This window comes from Nocardiopsis sp. JB363, from assembly GCF_900143625.1.
Taxonomy (GTDB): Bacteria; Actinomycetota; Actinomycetes; order Streptosporangiales; family Streptosporangiaceae; genus Nocardiopsis.
Genome location: NZ_FRFF01000125.1, coordinates 79667 through 93319, shown reverse-complemented (window position 1 = coordinate 93319; position 13653 = coordinate 79667). Strand labels below are relative to the sequence as shown.

The window sequence follows — 13653 nt, the reverse complement described above, 5'->3', positions numbered from 1 at the left end:
GGCCCCGTTGTGCTTCTTCTGCTTTGCGTTTCCGCTGGGCTTTTGAAGCGACTCTTCGAAGTTTACATGCTCCGAGCACCGCTCGAACCAGGTTGCTGTGAAGAGGATGTCTGTGATCGCGGCCCGGTTCTGAACGCGAACCCTGAGGTTCGTACGTTCGCCGTCCCGCAGCGACTCGGTGAGTCTAAGCAACTGTCTCGGAGACGTCAAATCCACTCGGACCGGTGAGGAGATCCCCGATGTGTCCTGGTGTCCCGCGGCTGATCGCGGGGTGACGCCCCGATCCTCGCGACCCCCTGCTTCGGGGTCGGAGTCTCAGATCGGCTTGCTGGTCGTGCAAGAGCGATCCTGCCCGGGGGTTCCATCCGCCAAACACCGATCGAAGAGATTTTTCGATTTCGTGGGTTTGAGCGGGGGACCCTGGTGGGGCGGAACCGGGTCCGCCCCACCGTGGTCACACGAGTTCGGCCAGTTCCTTCGCCAGAGCGCGGAAGGCGATACCTCGGTGGCTGATCGCGTTCTTCTCCTGGGCGGTCAGCTCCGCGGTGGTCCGCTCATGGCCCTCGGGGACGAAGACCGGGTCGTAACCGAACCCGTTCTCCCCCTCGGGTTCTTCCACGAGGCGTCCACGCAGCACACCTTCGGCGGATCTCTCGGTCCCGTCGGGCATCACCAGCACGGCCGCGCACACGAACCGAGCGCCTCGACGCTCCTCCGGGGTGTCGGCGAGCTGGTCCAGGACCAGTTCGAGGTTGGCCCGGTCCTGGTTCCCGGCGCCGAAGCGGCCGGACCAACGGGCGGAGAGGACCCCGGGCATCCCACTCAGTTCGTCGACGCTCAACCCGGAATCGTCCGCCACCGCGGGCAGACCGGTGTGCGCCGCGATCGCCTTGGCCTTCAGGCGAGCGTTTCCGACGAAGGTCGCCTCGGTCTCGGGGACCTCGGGCGCGTCAGGGAACGCGTCCAAGGCGAGGACCTCGGCCGCCACCCCCGCCTCGGCGAGGATGGCGCGCATCTCCGGCACCTTCTTCGCGTTGCGCGTGGCCAACACGATCTTCACTGTCATTCCCCGCTCTACTCGGACAGGGTCTTCTTCTGGATCGCGGTCAGTTCCTCGCAGCCGGTGGTGGCGAGGTCGAGCAACTTGTCGAGGAGTTCACGATCGAATGCCGCGCCCTGTCCCTCCGCAGTGCCCTGGATCTCGATGAACTTGCCATCACCGGTGATCACGACGTTCATGTCGGTGTCGGCGACGGAGTCCTCCAGGTAGTTCAGGTCCAGCCTGGGCTGCCCTTGGACGACGCCGACGCTCACCGCGGAGAGCGAGCCGATGAGCGGGTTGGTCTTGAGCTTGCGCCGCTTGCGCAGGTACTTCATCGCGTCGGCGAGGGCGACGTAGGCGCCGGTGATCGCCGCGGTGCGGGTTCCTCCGTCGGCCTGGAGCACGTCGCAGTCCAGGGTGATGGTGTGTTCGCCCATCGCCTTGAAGTCGACGACGGCGCGCAGGGAACGGCCGATCAACCGGGAGATCTCGTGGGTACGTCCGCCGATCTTGCCGCGCACGGACTCCCGGGCGCCACGGGTGTCGGTGGCGCGCGGAAGCATGGCGTACTCGGCGGTGACCCAGCCCTCGCCGGTCCCTCTGCGCCAGCGGGGCACACCGTCCTCGACGGTGGCCGCGCAGAGCACACGGGTGTCGCCGAACTCGATGAGCGCGGAGCCTTCCGCCTGGCGGAGCCAGTTGCGGGTGATGGTCACAGGTCGAAGTTGGGTCGGAACGCGTCCGTCAGGTCGGGCCATGGGTATGAGCGTATCTCCGGTCGGCACACCTCGTGGCTCGTCCGACGGTCAGCCGCCGATCCGGTGGACCTGTCCGCCTCGGGCGAGTTCGATGTCGCCGCTGAAGGTGGAGCGGGCCTCGACCATGGTGACGTCGTCGTCGTTCCAGGGCACCAGGTGGGTGAGCAGGAGTTTGTCGACCCCGGCCCGCGCGGCGTGGTCGCCGGCCTCGCTACCGGTCAGGTGCATGTCCTTGGGATGGTCGACGTGGTCGTGGAAGGCGGCCTCGCAGAGGAACAGGTCGACATCGCGGGCCAGGTCGATCAGGGAGTCGCACGAGCCGGTGTCCCCGGAGTAGGCGAGGGTGGCGCCTTCGTGTTCGAGCCGGATGCCGAAGGCGTCGACGGGGTGATTGACCCGGTCCACGCGGGCGGTCATCGGACCGATGCGGAACTCGCCGGGGGCGAGCTCGTGGAAGTCGAAGACCTCGGTCATGCCGGGGTCGGGGTCCAGCCCGTAGATCTGAGCGAGGCGCTCGGCGACCCCGGCGGGACCGTAGACGGGAATGCGCGGTTTGGCGCCGCCGGGCGCGTACTTGCGGGCGACCCAGTAGGCGCACATGTCGGCGCAGTGGTCGGTGTGCAGGTGGCTGAGGTACACGGCGTCGATGGAGTAGAGGTCCGTGTAGCGCTGGAGGGCGCCGAGGGCGCCGTTTCCGAGGTCTAGAAGCAGGCGGTATCCACCGGCCTCGACCAGGTAACAGGAGGCCGGGCTGTCCGGCCCGGGGAAGCTCCCGGAGGACCCGATAATCGTGAGTCGCACGTCGTCGTCGCCTTCTCGGTCGGCCGCTCTGCTTCCGTGACCCCTGAGTGGCTGTGCGCGGGGAGTGCGGATGGCGGCTGGTTCTGCGGATGTGCCGTTGTTACGGGTGTACCCCAATGACCGCCCAGGTGGTACAAAATGTGTCCCGCATCTCAGGCGACCTCGGTCACGTGTGAATTTTTCACACCGAATGATCACGAATGACCGATTCACGCGGTGGGGTTCGGGCCCCCTCCAAGACCGGAACATGACAAGAGGCCGGCCGCTCAGCGGCCGGCCTCCGTCACGAAGCTCGGATCAGGCCCAGAGCTGATCCTCCAGACGCTCCTCCGCCTCTTCGAGGGTCCCCTCGTAGGCACCGGTGGACAGGTACTTCCACCCGGCGTCCGCGATGACGAACGCGATGTCGGCGGTCTGCCCCTCCCGTTCGGCCTTGCGAGCCATTCCCAGCGCGGCGTGCAGCGCGCCGCCCGTGGAGATCCCCGCGAAGATGCCCTCCTGGACCAGGAGTTCCCGGGTCCGCTTGAGCGCGGCGTCGGAGGGCACGGAGAAACGGGTGGTGAGCACCGACTCGTCGTAGAGCTCGGGGACGAACCCCTCGTCGATGTTGCGCAGCCCGTAGACCAGCTCGCCGTAACGGGGTTCCGCGGCGACGATCCGCACGTCCGGCTTGTGCTCGCGCAGGTAGCGCCCCACCCCCATAAGGGTTCCGGTCGTACCGAGGCCCGCCACGAAGTGGGTGATCTCCGGCAGATCGGCCAGCAGCTCGGGCCCGGTGGTCTCATAGTGGGCACGGGCGTTGGCCGGGTTGCCGTACTGGTACAGCATCACCCAGTCGGGGTTGGCCGCGGCCATCTCCTTGGCGACACGGACGGCCTCGTTGGAGCCTCCCGCGGCGTCGGAGAAATGGACCTCGGCGCCCCACATGGCGAGCAGTTGCTTACGCTCGGCGGAGGTGTTCTCCGGCATGACACACACCATGCGATAGCCGCGCAGTTTGGCGACCATGGCCAGGGAGATGCCGGTGTTCCCCGACGTCGGCTCCAGGATCGTGCACCCCGGGGAGAGCAACCCGTCCTTCTCGGCCTGCTCGATCATGAAGAACGCGGCGCGGTCCTTGATCGAGCCGGTGGGGTTGCGGTCCTCCAGCTTCGCCCACAGCCGTACCCCCGGTGAGGGCGAGAGCCGGGGCAGCCCGACGAGCGGCGTGCCGCCGAGGGAGTCGAGTAGGGAGTCGTAGCGCATGACCGTCCCTAGCGGCTTCCGCCGGCGACGGCGGGGAGGATGGTCACGTTGTCACCGTCGGAGAGCTTCGCTTCGAGCCCACCGACGAATCGGACGTCCTCGTCGTTGAGGTACACGTTGATGAAGCGGCGCAGCTTGCCGTTCTCCACCAGACGCTCGGCGATGCCGGGGTGGCGGCTGTCCAGGTCGCTGAACAGCTCGCCGATGGTGGCGCCGGACCCTTCGACGACCTTGGCGTCGTCGGTCAGGTTGCGCAGGATGGTGGGGATGCGGACCTCGATGGCCATGAAGGTGACTCCGTTAGCGGTCGTAGTTGTGCGTTCATGTCCAACAGGAGACTCTCCGCCCTCATTCCGAGCGGTCGCCCTGCCGGTGGCGGAGCCTACTGGCCGCCGTCGCCCTCGGTGATCTCCACCGGCTCCTCGGTGACCTCGCCGTCGACGATCCGGTAGGAGCGGAACTCGACGGTGTCGGGCTCACGGGTGGAGACGAGGACGTAGTGGGCCCCGGGTTCGGAGGCGTAGGAGAGGTCGGTGCGCGAGGGGTAGGCCTCGGTCGCGGTGTGGGAGTGGTAGATCACCACGGGTTCCTCGTCGCGGTCGTCCATCCCGCGCCAGACCTTCAGCTGTTCCATCGAGTCGAAACGGTAGAAGGTCGGCGACCGTTCGGCGTTGAGCATCTCGATGAACCGCTCCGGGCGGTCGGAGCCCTCGGGGCCGGCGACGACGCCACACGCCTCGTCGGGGTGGTCGCGGCGGGCGTGGGCGACGATCTTGTCGTAGATCGAGCGGTCAATCCTCAGCATGGTTCCAGGGTACCCACCTTTCTTTCTCTACCAACCGAGTGGGTATTGTTGCGCGCGCTGGTGGGGCGGCTGCGAAGCCGCGAACCCCAACACATAGGCTCGCCCCTATGAGAGAGGACGGCAGCAGTGCGCTGCTCACCGACCACTACGAACTGACGATGCTCCAAGGCGCCCTGCACAGCGGCGCCGCCGCACGCAGGTCGGTGTTCGAGATGTTCGCCAGACGCCTCCCCGAGGGCCGCCGCTACGGCGTGGTGGCGGGGACCGGACGCTTCCTGGACCTACTGGAACGCTTCCGCTTCGGCCGAGAGGAACTGGACTTCCTGTCCGACCACGGGGTCGTGGACGAGCCCACCCTGGAGTGGCTGGCCGACTACCGCTTCTCCGGCAACGTGTGGGGATACGGCGAGGGCGAGGCCTACTTCCCCGGCTCCCCCATCCTCGTGGTGGAGTCCACATTCGCCGATGCCGTGATCCTGGAGACCCTCGCGCTGTCGGTGTACAACCACGACAGCGCGATCGCCTCGGCGGCCAGCCGCATGTCGGTGGCGGCCGGCGACCGCCCGCTCATCGAGATGGGCTCGCGCCGCACCCACGAACAGGCCGCCGTGGCCTCGGCCCGCGCCGCCTACGTGGCCGGGTTCGCGACCTCCTCCAACCTGGAGGCGGGACGCTCGTTCGGGGTGCCGACCGGCGGCACCGCGGCGCACGCCTTCACGCTGCTGCACGACAGCGAACAGCACGCCTTCAAGGCCCAGCTGGAATCCATGGGCAAGGGCACCACCCTGCTGGTGGACACCTACGACGTCGAACGCGCGGTGGGTCACTCCGTGGAGTTGGCCGGCAAGGAGCTCGGGGCCGTCCGGATCGACTCCGGCGACCTGGCCGCGACCGCGTCCCGGGTGCGCGCCCAACTCGACGGGCTCGGCGCCACCGACACCCGCATCGTGGTCACCGGCGACTTGGACGAGCACGCCATCCAGGCGTTGGCGGTGGCACCCGTGGACGGGTACGGCGTGGGAACGTCCCTGGTCACGGGATCCGGAGCCCCGACCGTGTCGCTGGTGTACAAGCTGGTGGCCCGGGCGCGCGGCCTGGCGGAGGACGCCCCGCTGGAACCGGTCGCCAAGCGTTCGGTGGGCAAGCCGAGCCGGGGCGGTCGCAAGTGGTCGCTGCGCCGGTTGGACGACAAGGGCGTCGCGGTGGCCGAGGAGGTGTACCCGCACGACCCGGGCGAGGTCATCGGCACGCGGCCGTTGCTCAGACCCCTGGTCGTCGACGGGGAGATCGTGGGGCGGGAGACGGTCCACGACGCACGCGAACGCCATCGGGCGACCGTGGCCGAACTGCCCGAACAGGCGCTGCGGATGTCCCGGGGCGACGCCTCGCTGCCGACGATCTTCCACTGAACCTCAAGACCCGATCCGATCCTGGAAGAGAGGCGCCGGACATGACGAAGGCACTCATCGTGGTGGACGTACAGAACGACTTCTGTGAGGGCGGCAGCCTCGGTGTGAAGGGCGGGGCGCGCACCGCGGCCGCCGTCACCGAGCACGCCCGCGCCAACGGATACGACCACGTGGTGGCCACCCGGGACCACCACATCGACCCCGGGACGCACTTCTCCGACGACCCCGACTTCGTGGACACCTGGCCGCCGCACTGCGTGGTCGGAACCCCCGGCGCGGAGTTCCACGCCGACTTCGACGCCTCGGTGGCAGAGGAAGTCTTCGACAAGGGCCAGTACACGGCCGCCTACAGCGGTTTCGAGGGGACCGCGCGGGACGGCGAGACGACCCTGGTCGCGTGGCTGCGCGCGCGGGACGTGGACGAGGTGGACGTGGTGGGGATCGCCACCGACCACTGTGTGCGCGCCACCGCGCTGGACTCCCATGACGCGGGGTTCCGGACGCGGGTACTGCTCGGCCTGACCGCGGGCGTGGCCGCGCCTACGGTCGACTCGGCGCTGGAGCGACTGCGTGCGGCCGGTGTGGAGCTGGAGGGCGAGCCGCTGGTCGGCTGAGCCCCCGCGCCCTGACGACGAAGTGGCCGTGACCGGCAGAGGTCACGGCCACTTCTCGTGCTAGGAGATGCCGATGGCGGAGCGGACGTCCTTCAGGACCCGGCGGGCACGCTCACGGGCGCGCTCCAGGCCGGAGGCGAGGATGTCGTCGAGTTCGGTCTGGGAGGCCATGAGCTCCTCGTAGCGGTCGCGCTTGGCGCCGAGCTCGGCGTTGACCGCCTCGAACAGCTCCTTTTTGAGGTCGCCCCAGCCCATACCGCCGGCTTCGAGGCGCTTGCGCACGTCGTCGACCTTGTCGGCGTCGGCGAAGTGCGTGAGCAGCTGGAACGGGACCGAGGTGCCCGGGTCCTTGGGGTCCTCCACCGGGGTGGAGTCGGTGGGGATCCGGTTGATGGCCTTGCGGAGCTTCTTCTCCGGCAGGAACAACGGGATGTGGTTGTCGTAGGACTTGCTCATCTTGCGGCCGTCGGTGCCGGGCAGGATGCTTGCGTCGCTGTCGTCGATGACGCCCTTGGGGAGCGGGAAGCTGTAGGAGTCCCCGTAGCGGTGGTTGAAGTACCCGGCGATGTCGGCGGTGTACTCGATGTGCTGCGACTGGTCGCGCCCCACCGGGACCTGGGTGCCCTCCATGATGAGGATGTCCGCGGCCATGAGGACGGGGTAGTTGTACAGCCCCATGTTGACGCCCGCGTCGAGGTCGGTGTTGCCCGCCTCGGTGTTGCGGTCCCGGGCGGCCTTGTAGGCGTGCGCGCGGTTCATGAGCCCCTTGGGGGTGAGGGTGCTCAGGATCGTGGTGAGCTCGAAGGTCTCGGGGACGGAGGACTGGCGGTAGAAGACGGTGCGCTCGGGGTCGAGCCCACAGGCCAGCCAGGTGGCAGCGCCCGACCGGATGCTGTGACGGAGTTCGTCGGCGTCCTTGATGATGTTGAGCGCGTGGTAATCCGCGATGAAGTAGAAGGTGTCGTAGCGCTCGGCGGCCGCGAGGGCGGGCTTGATCGCGCCGATGTAGTTGCCCAGGTGGAAGTCGCCGGTGGGCTTGATTCCGGTCAGGTACGTGTTGGCTGCCATGCCTCAAGCCTAGCGGCGCTCACCTACCCGCTCCCCGACCGGTGACGCGGTCGACGAGGACCTCGACGCGTTGTCGATGCTCCTCCGGGCGGAGGCGGTGGTCGCGGGTGAGGGTGGCGAGGCCGTGGACCGCGGCCCAGGTCACCTCGGCGAGGGTGGCGGAGTGGTGGGCGTAGGCGTAGGGGGCGACGACGGCCTCGATCTCGGCGAAACCGGCGCGTAGGGGTTCGGGGGTGTCCTCCTGGGCGAACGGCAGAGGGACAGTTCGGGTGAACATGGCCTCGTATACGGCCGGGTTGGCCTCCGCGAAGTCCAGGTAGGTCTCGACGGCTACGGTGAGCGCGCCCCGGGCATGGCCGGAGACCGACCGGGCTCGACGTAGCGCTTCGGTGAGTTCGGCGAAGCCTTCGAGGGCGACGGCGGCGACGATGGCGTCCTTGTTTCGGAAATGGCTGTAGAGCACGGGCTGGCTGTACTCGATGAGAGCGGAGAGGCGCCGGGTAGTGACGGCGTCCCAGCCTTCCGTCTCCGCGAGGGCCCGGGCTTTGGCCAGGATGAGCCGGTGGCGTTGTTCGCGTTCGCGGGCACGTCGTTCGTTGACTGTCACAGATCGACTCTAGCAACGCTAGTTTTTATGTCGCCGCTGATCTAGCATCGATAGAACTTATATCGGTGACAGGAGAGGGCATGAACTTACGCGAGTGGTCATGGCGAGTGGCACTCGTCCTGGCCCTTCTCCTCGCATTGGGCATCATCGCGATCGGGGTCCGCTTCCTCCTGCAACCCGAAGTGAGCGCCCAGGGGTTCGGTGCGGCCGCGGAAGCCGGCCCCTATCCGGCGGCGAAGGGGATCAGAGACATCGGCTCCGGGCTGGTGGGGCTCACGTTGCTCGCCACCCGGCACTTCCGCGCGGCCGGGTGGACGATCATCGCCATGGCCGTCATCCCTCTGGGCGATGTGCTGGTGGTACTGGCCTGGGGAGGTCCTCCCGTTCTGGCCTACACGGTCCACGGAGGCACGGCGCTCACCATGGCCGTGGTCGGCGCAATCCTGATTCGGGGCCCGCGACGGGAGGAACCGCGCCCCACCCGGGGCGCCGCCACGTCATCTGGTGGCCAAACACACCACCCATGACGCATACTTTGAGTATGACTTCCATGGATACCACCATCAAGGTCCCACGCTCCTTGAGAGAGCGCATCAGCAAGAGGGCGAAACACCGCCACGTCACCATGGCCCGTGCGATCGAAGAGGCACTGGACGAGGCCGAGGAGTTGGAGTTCTGGTCCGACGTACGCGTGTACAACGAGAGCCTCACCAAGGAGGACCGGCGTGCCCGCCTCGATGACCGGACCCTCCGGGACGACCTCTCAGACCCGGGGGACGACGAACTGACCGCAGAGGAAGCCTGGTGAGACGAGGCGAGATCCACATGGCCGACCTGGGAGACCCGGTCGGCCACGAACAAGGGCTACGCCGTCCGGTTCTCCTGGTCAACGCTCAGCCCTGGCTGGAGTCCCACCCACCCGTGGTCATGGCGGTTCCGTTGACTCGCACACACCGGGGACACCGGACCCATGTGGAGATCGAGCCGGGATCCTCTGGCCTGAAGGCGACCAGCTACGCCAAGTGCGAGGACCTTCGCTCCATCTCTCCCGAGCGACTCGGACGCCGGTTCGGTCGCGTCGACGATCTCGTCCTGTTCGAGGTGGACACGATCCTGCGCAGACTGCTCGCCCTGTGAGGTGATGCCCGTGGCGCCACGGGTGCGGGACGCCACGGGCCGGGGTCAGGCCTTGGGCGCGCCCTCACGGAAGGCGGACCAGTGCTCGGCCATGCGCTGCGCCTGCCCCTGGGTGAAGTGGGTCATGCAGGCGTCGTCGCTGTAGTTCATGAAGTTGGTGACCGGGTCCTCGCCCTGACGTTCGGGGCAGGTGTCCCGACCCTCGGGACATCCGGAGGCGGCCTCGCGTTCGTACGGGGTGTCGTCGATGTAGTCGCCCGGGCTCTCGCACCCGTTCTGGAAGGTGTGGAACAGCCCCAGCCAGTGACCGACCTCGTGGGTACCGGTGTGCCCCTCGTTGAAGTTCTCGCGGTCACCGCCCGGCAGGGTGTCGTGCGCGATCGCTACGCCGTCCTGTTCGGGGTTGTCGGCGTAGTCCTGCGGGAACGTGGAGAAGCCCAGCAGACCGCTGCCCAGGTCCGCGGTGTAGATGTTCAGGGTCTCGGCCCCGCCCTGGCGCAGTTCGGCGCGGATGGTGTCCCGGTGGTCCCCGAATTCGCGGAACCAGGTGTCGTTCTCAGTCCGGGTGACGTCGGCGAGCTCGAACCGGAACTCGGTGTCGGTGCCCTCCGAACCCTGCGCGTACTCGCCCTGATAGGCACGATTGAGCACGTCCACCTGGTCGTCGATGCGACCGTCCGAGACCTCTCCACTGCCGTCGCTCGCGGAGATCACGTGCACGACCACGGGCACGGTGTACGGTGCGGCGGCCTCATGGCCGCGGATCCGCTCCATGGCCCGTTGGAGGTCGTCCTCGTACTCAGCGGCCTGCTCCGGGGTGATCACCACGTTGTCGGCGGGGCCGGCGTCAGGGTCGGCGACCCTGCGTTCGGCGGCCGACGCCGGTTCCGTACCGGGTGGGCAATAGGGATCGTTCGTCGTCATGGAGGCCGAGAAGTTCTCCGGAGCCGACCCCTCCGGGGAGATCGGCTCCGGTGACGTGCTCGCCACCAGGCCGGTCAGCGTGAACGCGCACAGGGACAGTCCGGACCAGAGCGCGGCTGTACCGCCGCGAGAGTTTCGTCGAATCACCTCACGGACTGTATCCAGATAGTCACTTACAGTTTGTCAGCCTTGCGCGGCGTTACGAAGTATTTGCCCGATTCGGCCGTTCGGTGACTATTTCTTCCCCACGGCCCAGGCCCGCAGCTTGGCGATGCGTTCTTGGAGCTGGTCCGGGGTGGCCTGCGCGACGGGCGGACCACCACAGGCGCGCCGAAGCTCGTTGTGGATGGCACCGTGCGGCTTGCCGGTCCGATGGTGCCAGGCGCCCACCAGACCGCTGAGATCGCGGCGCAGGTCGGCCAGGATCTGGTGGGTGGGACCCTGGTCCCCCTCCGGCTCCTGCTGCTTGCCCTTGGCCTTGAGCTCGCTCGCCTTCAGGTCGGCCTTGCGCTTGCGCAGCAGCTGGGAGACCTGATCGGGATCGAGCAGCCCGGGCAGCCCGAGGAAGTCCTCCTCCTCGCTGGATCCCGCCGCGCCTCCCCCGTACTCCAGGCCGTCGTACAGGGCCCGGTCGAACTCGGCGGCGGACTCCATCGTCTCGAAGGGGAGCTCCTCCCCCGCGTCCGGCGAGTCCTTCTTCTTGTTGGCCTCCCGGAGCAGGTCCTCCTCCGGGTACTCGTCGTCGCTGGGCGTCTTGTCCAGGATGTGGTCGCGTTCGCGCTCCATCTCGCCCGCGTACTCCAGCAACGTGGGCACCGACGGCAGGAACACCGACGCCATCTCGCCACGTTTGCGGACCCGCACGAAACGCCCGATGGCCTGTGCGAAGAACAGCGGGGTGCTGGTGGAGGTGGCGTACACGCCCACCATCAGGCGGGGCACGTCCACGCCTTCGGAGACCATGCGCACCGCGACCATCCAGCGATCGTCGCCGGCGGCGAACCGGGAGATCTTCTTGGAGGCCGCGGGGTCGTCGGAGAGCACCACCGTGGCGCCCTTCCCGGTGATCTGACGCAGGATGCGCGCGTAGGCGCGGGCGTTCTCATGGTCGCTGGCGATGACCATCGCGCCGGCGTCCGCGTGGGTCTTGCGCACTTCGGTCAGCCGCCGGTCGGCCGCCTGGAGGACCTTCTTGATCCAGTCGCCCTTGGGGTCCAGCGCGGCCCGCCAGGCCTGGGAGAGCGCGTCCTGGGTGAGTGGTTCGCCCAAACGTGCGGCGAGCTCGTCACCGGCCTTGGTCCGCCAGCGCATCTCACCGGAGTAGGCCATGAAGATGACCGGGCGCACCACTCCGTCCTCCAGCGCGGGCGCGTACCCGTAGCTGTAGTCCCACGAGCAGCGTCTCACCCCGGTGCGGTCCTGGACGTAGTCCACGAACGGGATGGGGTTGATGTCGGAGCGGAACGGGGTGCCGGTCAGCGACAGTCGTCGGGTGGCCGGCTCGAAGGCCTCCCGTACCGCCTCGCCCCAGGACAGGGCGTCACCAGCGTGGTGGACCTCGTCGAAGATCACCAGGGTCTTGCGCGACTCGGTGCGGTTGCGGTGCAGCATCGGGTGCGCGGCCACCTGCGCGTAGGTGATGGCCGCACCGAGGTACTGCCGGCCCAGCGCGCCCTGCCCGTTCTTGAACTCGGGGTCGATGGGGATCCCGAAGCGCGCCGCGGCCTCCGCCCACTGCTTCTTGAGGTGCTCGGTGGGGCAGACGATGGTGATCGAACGCACGGCGTGACGATGCAGGAGTTCGCTCGCCAGGGTGAGGGCGAAGGTGGTCTTGCCCGCACCAGGGGTGGCCACCGCGAGGAAGTCACGCGGCTGCCTGCGGAAGTACTCCTCGAAGGCCTCCCGCTGCCAGGCCCGAAGGCCGCTCAGGCGATCCTCGCTAGAGGTCTGCGTCACCGTCATTCTTCTCGTCCCCCGTTACTCACCTGCTTGAGGTTAGTGGTTGTCCGGCCCGGAATACGGAGCCCCGGCAGTGGTGCCGCGCACAACGGCCCACCATTCCACCACCCCACGACGGGCGGCACGGTGCCTGTGCACCGCGCCGCCCTGTTGTTCGTCGAAAGCGTTGAAACCGCTGTTGATCCCCCGTGTCCTAGGCGCCGCCCTCGCCGGTTTCCGAGTCGGCCTCGGGGTCGCCTTCCAGTTCCGGCTCCATGTCGGTGGATTCGGGGTCCTCGCCGGGCGCGCCGGCCGGGGCCTCCTCACCACCGATGTTCGAGGTGTCCACGGCGCCGTCGTTGAACGGCATGTGGGGGGAGATCGCCGGGAAGGCGAAGAACCACAGCAGGGCGGCCCCACCCGCGAGCAGACCGACCATCATGATGAACTTCGACGCCCATGGGCCCGGCAGGATGCGCCAGATCAGGCCGTACATTCGTGAACCCTCCCTAGGCTTGGGGCGCCATGTGCGCGATGGAATCCGGCATGCCGTCGGACTTGGGCGTGGTCTCGGCCAGTTCGGCCCAGACGATGAGTCGGTGCGTGTTGTTGAGCTTGGGCGCGCAGGTGGTGAGGGTGAGCAGCGCGCGTCCTGGGTCCTCCTCCGAGGCCTCCTCGAAGGGGTCGGGGGTGACCACCCAGAAGTCCTCGGGCAACACGGTCTCCTCTTGGAAGACCTCGTAGGTGTAGAAGTTCTCGCCGTCCTCCAGGACCATGACGTCGCCCTCGTTGAGCAGGTCGAGGTCCCAGAACAGGCCGGGGGTGCGGTGCGCGGCGATGCCGTAGTTGCCCATCTCGCCGGGGGCACTGTCGAACTGGGTGTAGCGGCCGGGGCTGTAGCGGATGTCGTCCGGCTCGGTGCCGTTGACGACCACCCAGTCCAGGTCCAGGCTCGGGACGTACAGACGGCTGTCGGCGCTTCCGGGCAACGGCTCGGAGTCGGGCCCCTGCTCGGTCTCGTCGGTGACGGCCCAGGCCTCGTCCAGCCCGTCCGCCAAGCCCTGCTGTTCGCGGTCGGTCTCCCACTGGGAGCCGTACACCTCGTAGCCGGCGTAGAAGAGCATCAGCAGACCCGCCGTCAGCAGGATCTCGCCGAAGAAGCGTACGAAGCCGCGGACGACGTCGCCGGGGGTGGTCTTCGGTTTACGGACACGCCGTGGGCTTCCCCGGGAGGGGCGGGGGCGGCGCTCCTCGTTCTCGTGGTGGGGCTCATCGCGCGACTGCCGTTCAGTTGTGGACACCAAT

18 protein-coding genes are annotated in these 13653 nt (G+C 68.1%); 5 read left to right on the top strand and 13 right to left on the bottom strand.

Annotation, left to right across the window (positions count from 1 at the left end; translation table 11 throughout):
* The 7 genes from BQ8420_RS32830 to BQ8420_RS18725 all read right to left on the bottom strand — a co-directional run.
* A partial coding sequence (locus BQ8420_RS32830) for a hypothetical protein (RefSeq protein ID WP_235006349.1) occupies positions 1 to 192 on the bottom strand: 192 nt, incomplete at its 3' end.
* 262 nt (positions 193 to 454) lie between these two features.
* Positions 455 to 1060, bottom strand: coding sequence for an RdgB/HAM1 family non-canonical purine NTP pyrophosphatase (rdgB, locus tag BQ8420_RS18750; protein ID WP_087100432.1), 606 nt, complete (start codon positions 1058 to 1060; stop codon positions 455 to 457).
* Between the two features lie 14 nt (positions 1061 to 1074).
* Positions 1075 to 1800 (bottom strand): ribonuclease PH, encoded by a 726-nt coding sequence (gene rph / locus BQ8420_RS18745; RefSeq protein WP_087100431.1) that lies wholly within the window; start codon positions 1798 to 1800, stop codon positions 1075 to 1077.
* A gap of 48 nt (positions 1801 to 1848) precedes the next feature.
* Entirely contained in the window at positions 1849 to 2601 is a 753-nt protein-coding gene (locus tag BQ8420_RS18740) for an MBL fold metallo-hydrolase (protein ID WP_087100430.1), read from the bottom strand.
* Between the two features lie 297 nt (positions 2602 to 2898).
* The gene (locus BQ8420_RS18735) at positions 2899 to 3846 is read right to left on the bottom strand and encodes a PLP-dependent cysteine synthase family protein (RefSeq protein WP_087100429.1); all 948 of its coding nucleotides are present in this window, start codon (positions 3844 to 3846) and stop codon (positions 2899 to 2901) included.
* An 8-nt stretch (positions 3847 to 3854) separates the two neighbouring features.
* A complete protein-coding gene (locus BQ8420_RS18730; RefSeq protein ID WP_087100428.1) occupies positions 3855 to 4133 on the bottom strand; it encodes a MoaD/ThiS family protein in 279 nt (92 codons plus the stop codon).
* A 95-nt stretch (positions 4134 to 4228) separates the two neighbouring features.
* Positions 4229 to 4651 carry a Mov34/MPN/PAD-1 family protein gene (locus BQ8420_RS18725; RefSeq protein ID WP_087100427.1) on the bottom strand — a complete coding sequence of 141 codons (423 nt, stop codon included), beginning with the start codon at positions 4649 to 4651 and terminating at the stop codon, positions 4229 to 4231.
* A 107-nt stretch (positions 4652 to 4758) separates the two neighbouring features.
* Between BQ8420_RS18725 and BQ8420_RS18720 the strand changes: the two genes are divergently transcribed.
* Positions 4759 to 6060, top strand: a complete 1302-nt coding sequence (locus BQ8420_RS18720; RefSeq protein WP_087100426.1) for a nicotinate phosphoribosyltransferase — start codon at positions 4759 to 4761, stop codon at positions 6058 to 6060.
* A gap of 41 nt (positions 6061 to 6101) precedes the next feature.
* Positions 6102 to 6674, top strand: a complete 573-nt coding sequence (locus BQ8420_RS18715) for a nicotinamidase (RefSeq protein ID WP_087100425.1) — start codon at positions 6102 to 6104, stop codon at positions 6672 to 6674.
* A gap of 60 nt (positions 6675 to 6734) precedes the next feature.
* On the opposite strand, the gene BQ8420_RS18710 is transcribed toward BQ8420_RS18715, so the two are convergent.
* Positions 6735 to 7742, bottom strand: coding sequence for a tryptophan--tRNA ligase (locus tag BQ8420_RS18710; RefSeq protein ID WP_087100424.1), 1008 nt, complete (start codon positions 7740 to 7742; stop codon positions 6735 to 6737).
* Between the two features lie 19 nt (positions 7743 to 7761).
* Positions 7762 to 8349, bottom strand: coding sequence for a TetR/AcrR family transcriptional regulator (locus tag BQ8420_RS18705; protein WP_087100423.1), 588 nt, complete (start codon positions 8347 to 8349; stop codon positions 7762 to 7764).
* An 80-nt stretch (positions 8350 to 8429) separates the two neighbouring features.
* Between BQ8420_RS18705 and BQ8420_RS18700 the strand changes: the two genes are divergently transcribed.
* Genes BQ8420_RS18700 through BQ8420_RS18690 form a run of 3 tightly spaced genes read left to right on the top strand, consistent with a single transcriptional unit; the run spans position 8430 to position 9486 of the window.
* Complete coding sequence (locus BQ8420_RS18700) at positions 8430 to 8876, top strand: DUF4267 domain-containing protein (protein WP_087100422.1); 447 nt, start codon at positions 8430 to 8432, stop codon at positions 8874 to 8876.
* A gap of 14 nt (positions 8877 to 8890) precedes the next feature.
* Positions 8891 to 9157 carry a hypothetical protein gene (locus tag BQ8420_RS18695; RefSeq protein WP_235006348.1) on the top strand — a complete coding sequence of 89 codons (267 nt, stop codon included), beginning with the start codon at positions 8891 to 8893 and terminating at the stop codon, positions 9155 to 9157.
* Positions 9154 to 9486, top strand: a complete 333-nt coding sequence (locus BQ8420_RS18690; RefSeq protein WP_087100421.1) for a type II toxin-antitoxin system PemK/MazF family toxin — start codon at positions 9154 to 9156, stop codon at positions 9484 to 9486. Before BQ8420_RS18695 ends, BQ8420_RS18690 begins: the two co-directional genes overlap by 4 nt.
* A 45-nt stretch (positions 9487 to 9531) precedes the next feature.
* Here the strand turns inward: BQ8420_RS18690 and BQ8420_RS18685 are convergent, their stop codons facing one another.
* The 4 genes from BQ8420_RS18685 to BQ8420_RS18670 form a co-directional block, all read right to left on the bottom strand.
* On the bottom strand, positions 9532 to 10503 hold the full coding sequence (locus BQ8420_RS18685) for a zinc metalloprotease (protein WP_087100441.1): 972 nt from the start codon (positions 10501 to 10503) through the stop codon (positions 9532 to 9534).
* A gap of 141 nt (positions 10504 to 10644) precedes the next feature.
* On the bottom strand, positions 10645 to 12372 hold the full coding sequence (locus BQ8420_RS18680; protein WP_087100420.1) for a DEAD/DEAH box helicase: 1728 nt from the start codon (positions 12370 to 12372) through the stop codon (positions 10645 to 10647).
* Positions 12373 to 12562: 190 nt separating this feature from the next.
* Positions 12563 to 12844, bottom strand: a complete 282-nt coding sequence (locus tag BQ8420_RS18675) for a hypothetical protein (RefSeq protein WP_087100419.1) — start codon at positions 12842 to 12844, stop codon at positions 12563 to 12565.
* 13 nt (positions 12845 to 12857) lie between these two features.
* Positions 12858 to 13652 carry a class E sortase gene (locus BQ8420_RS18670; RefSeq protein ID WP_087100418.1) on the bottom strand — a complete coding sequence of 265 codons (795 nt, stop codon included), beginning with the start codon at positions 13650 to 13652 and terminating at the stop codon, positions 12858 to 12860.
* Between the last annotated feature and the right edge of the window lies 1 nt (position 13653).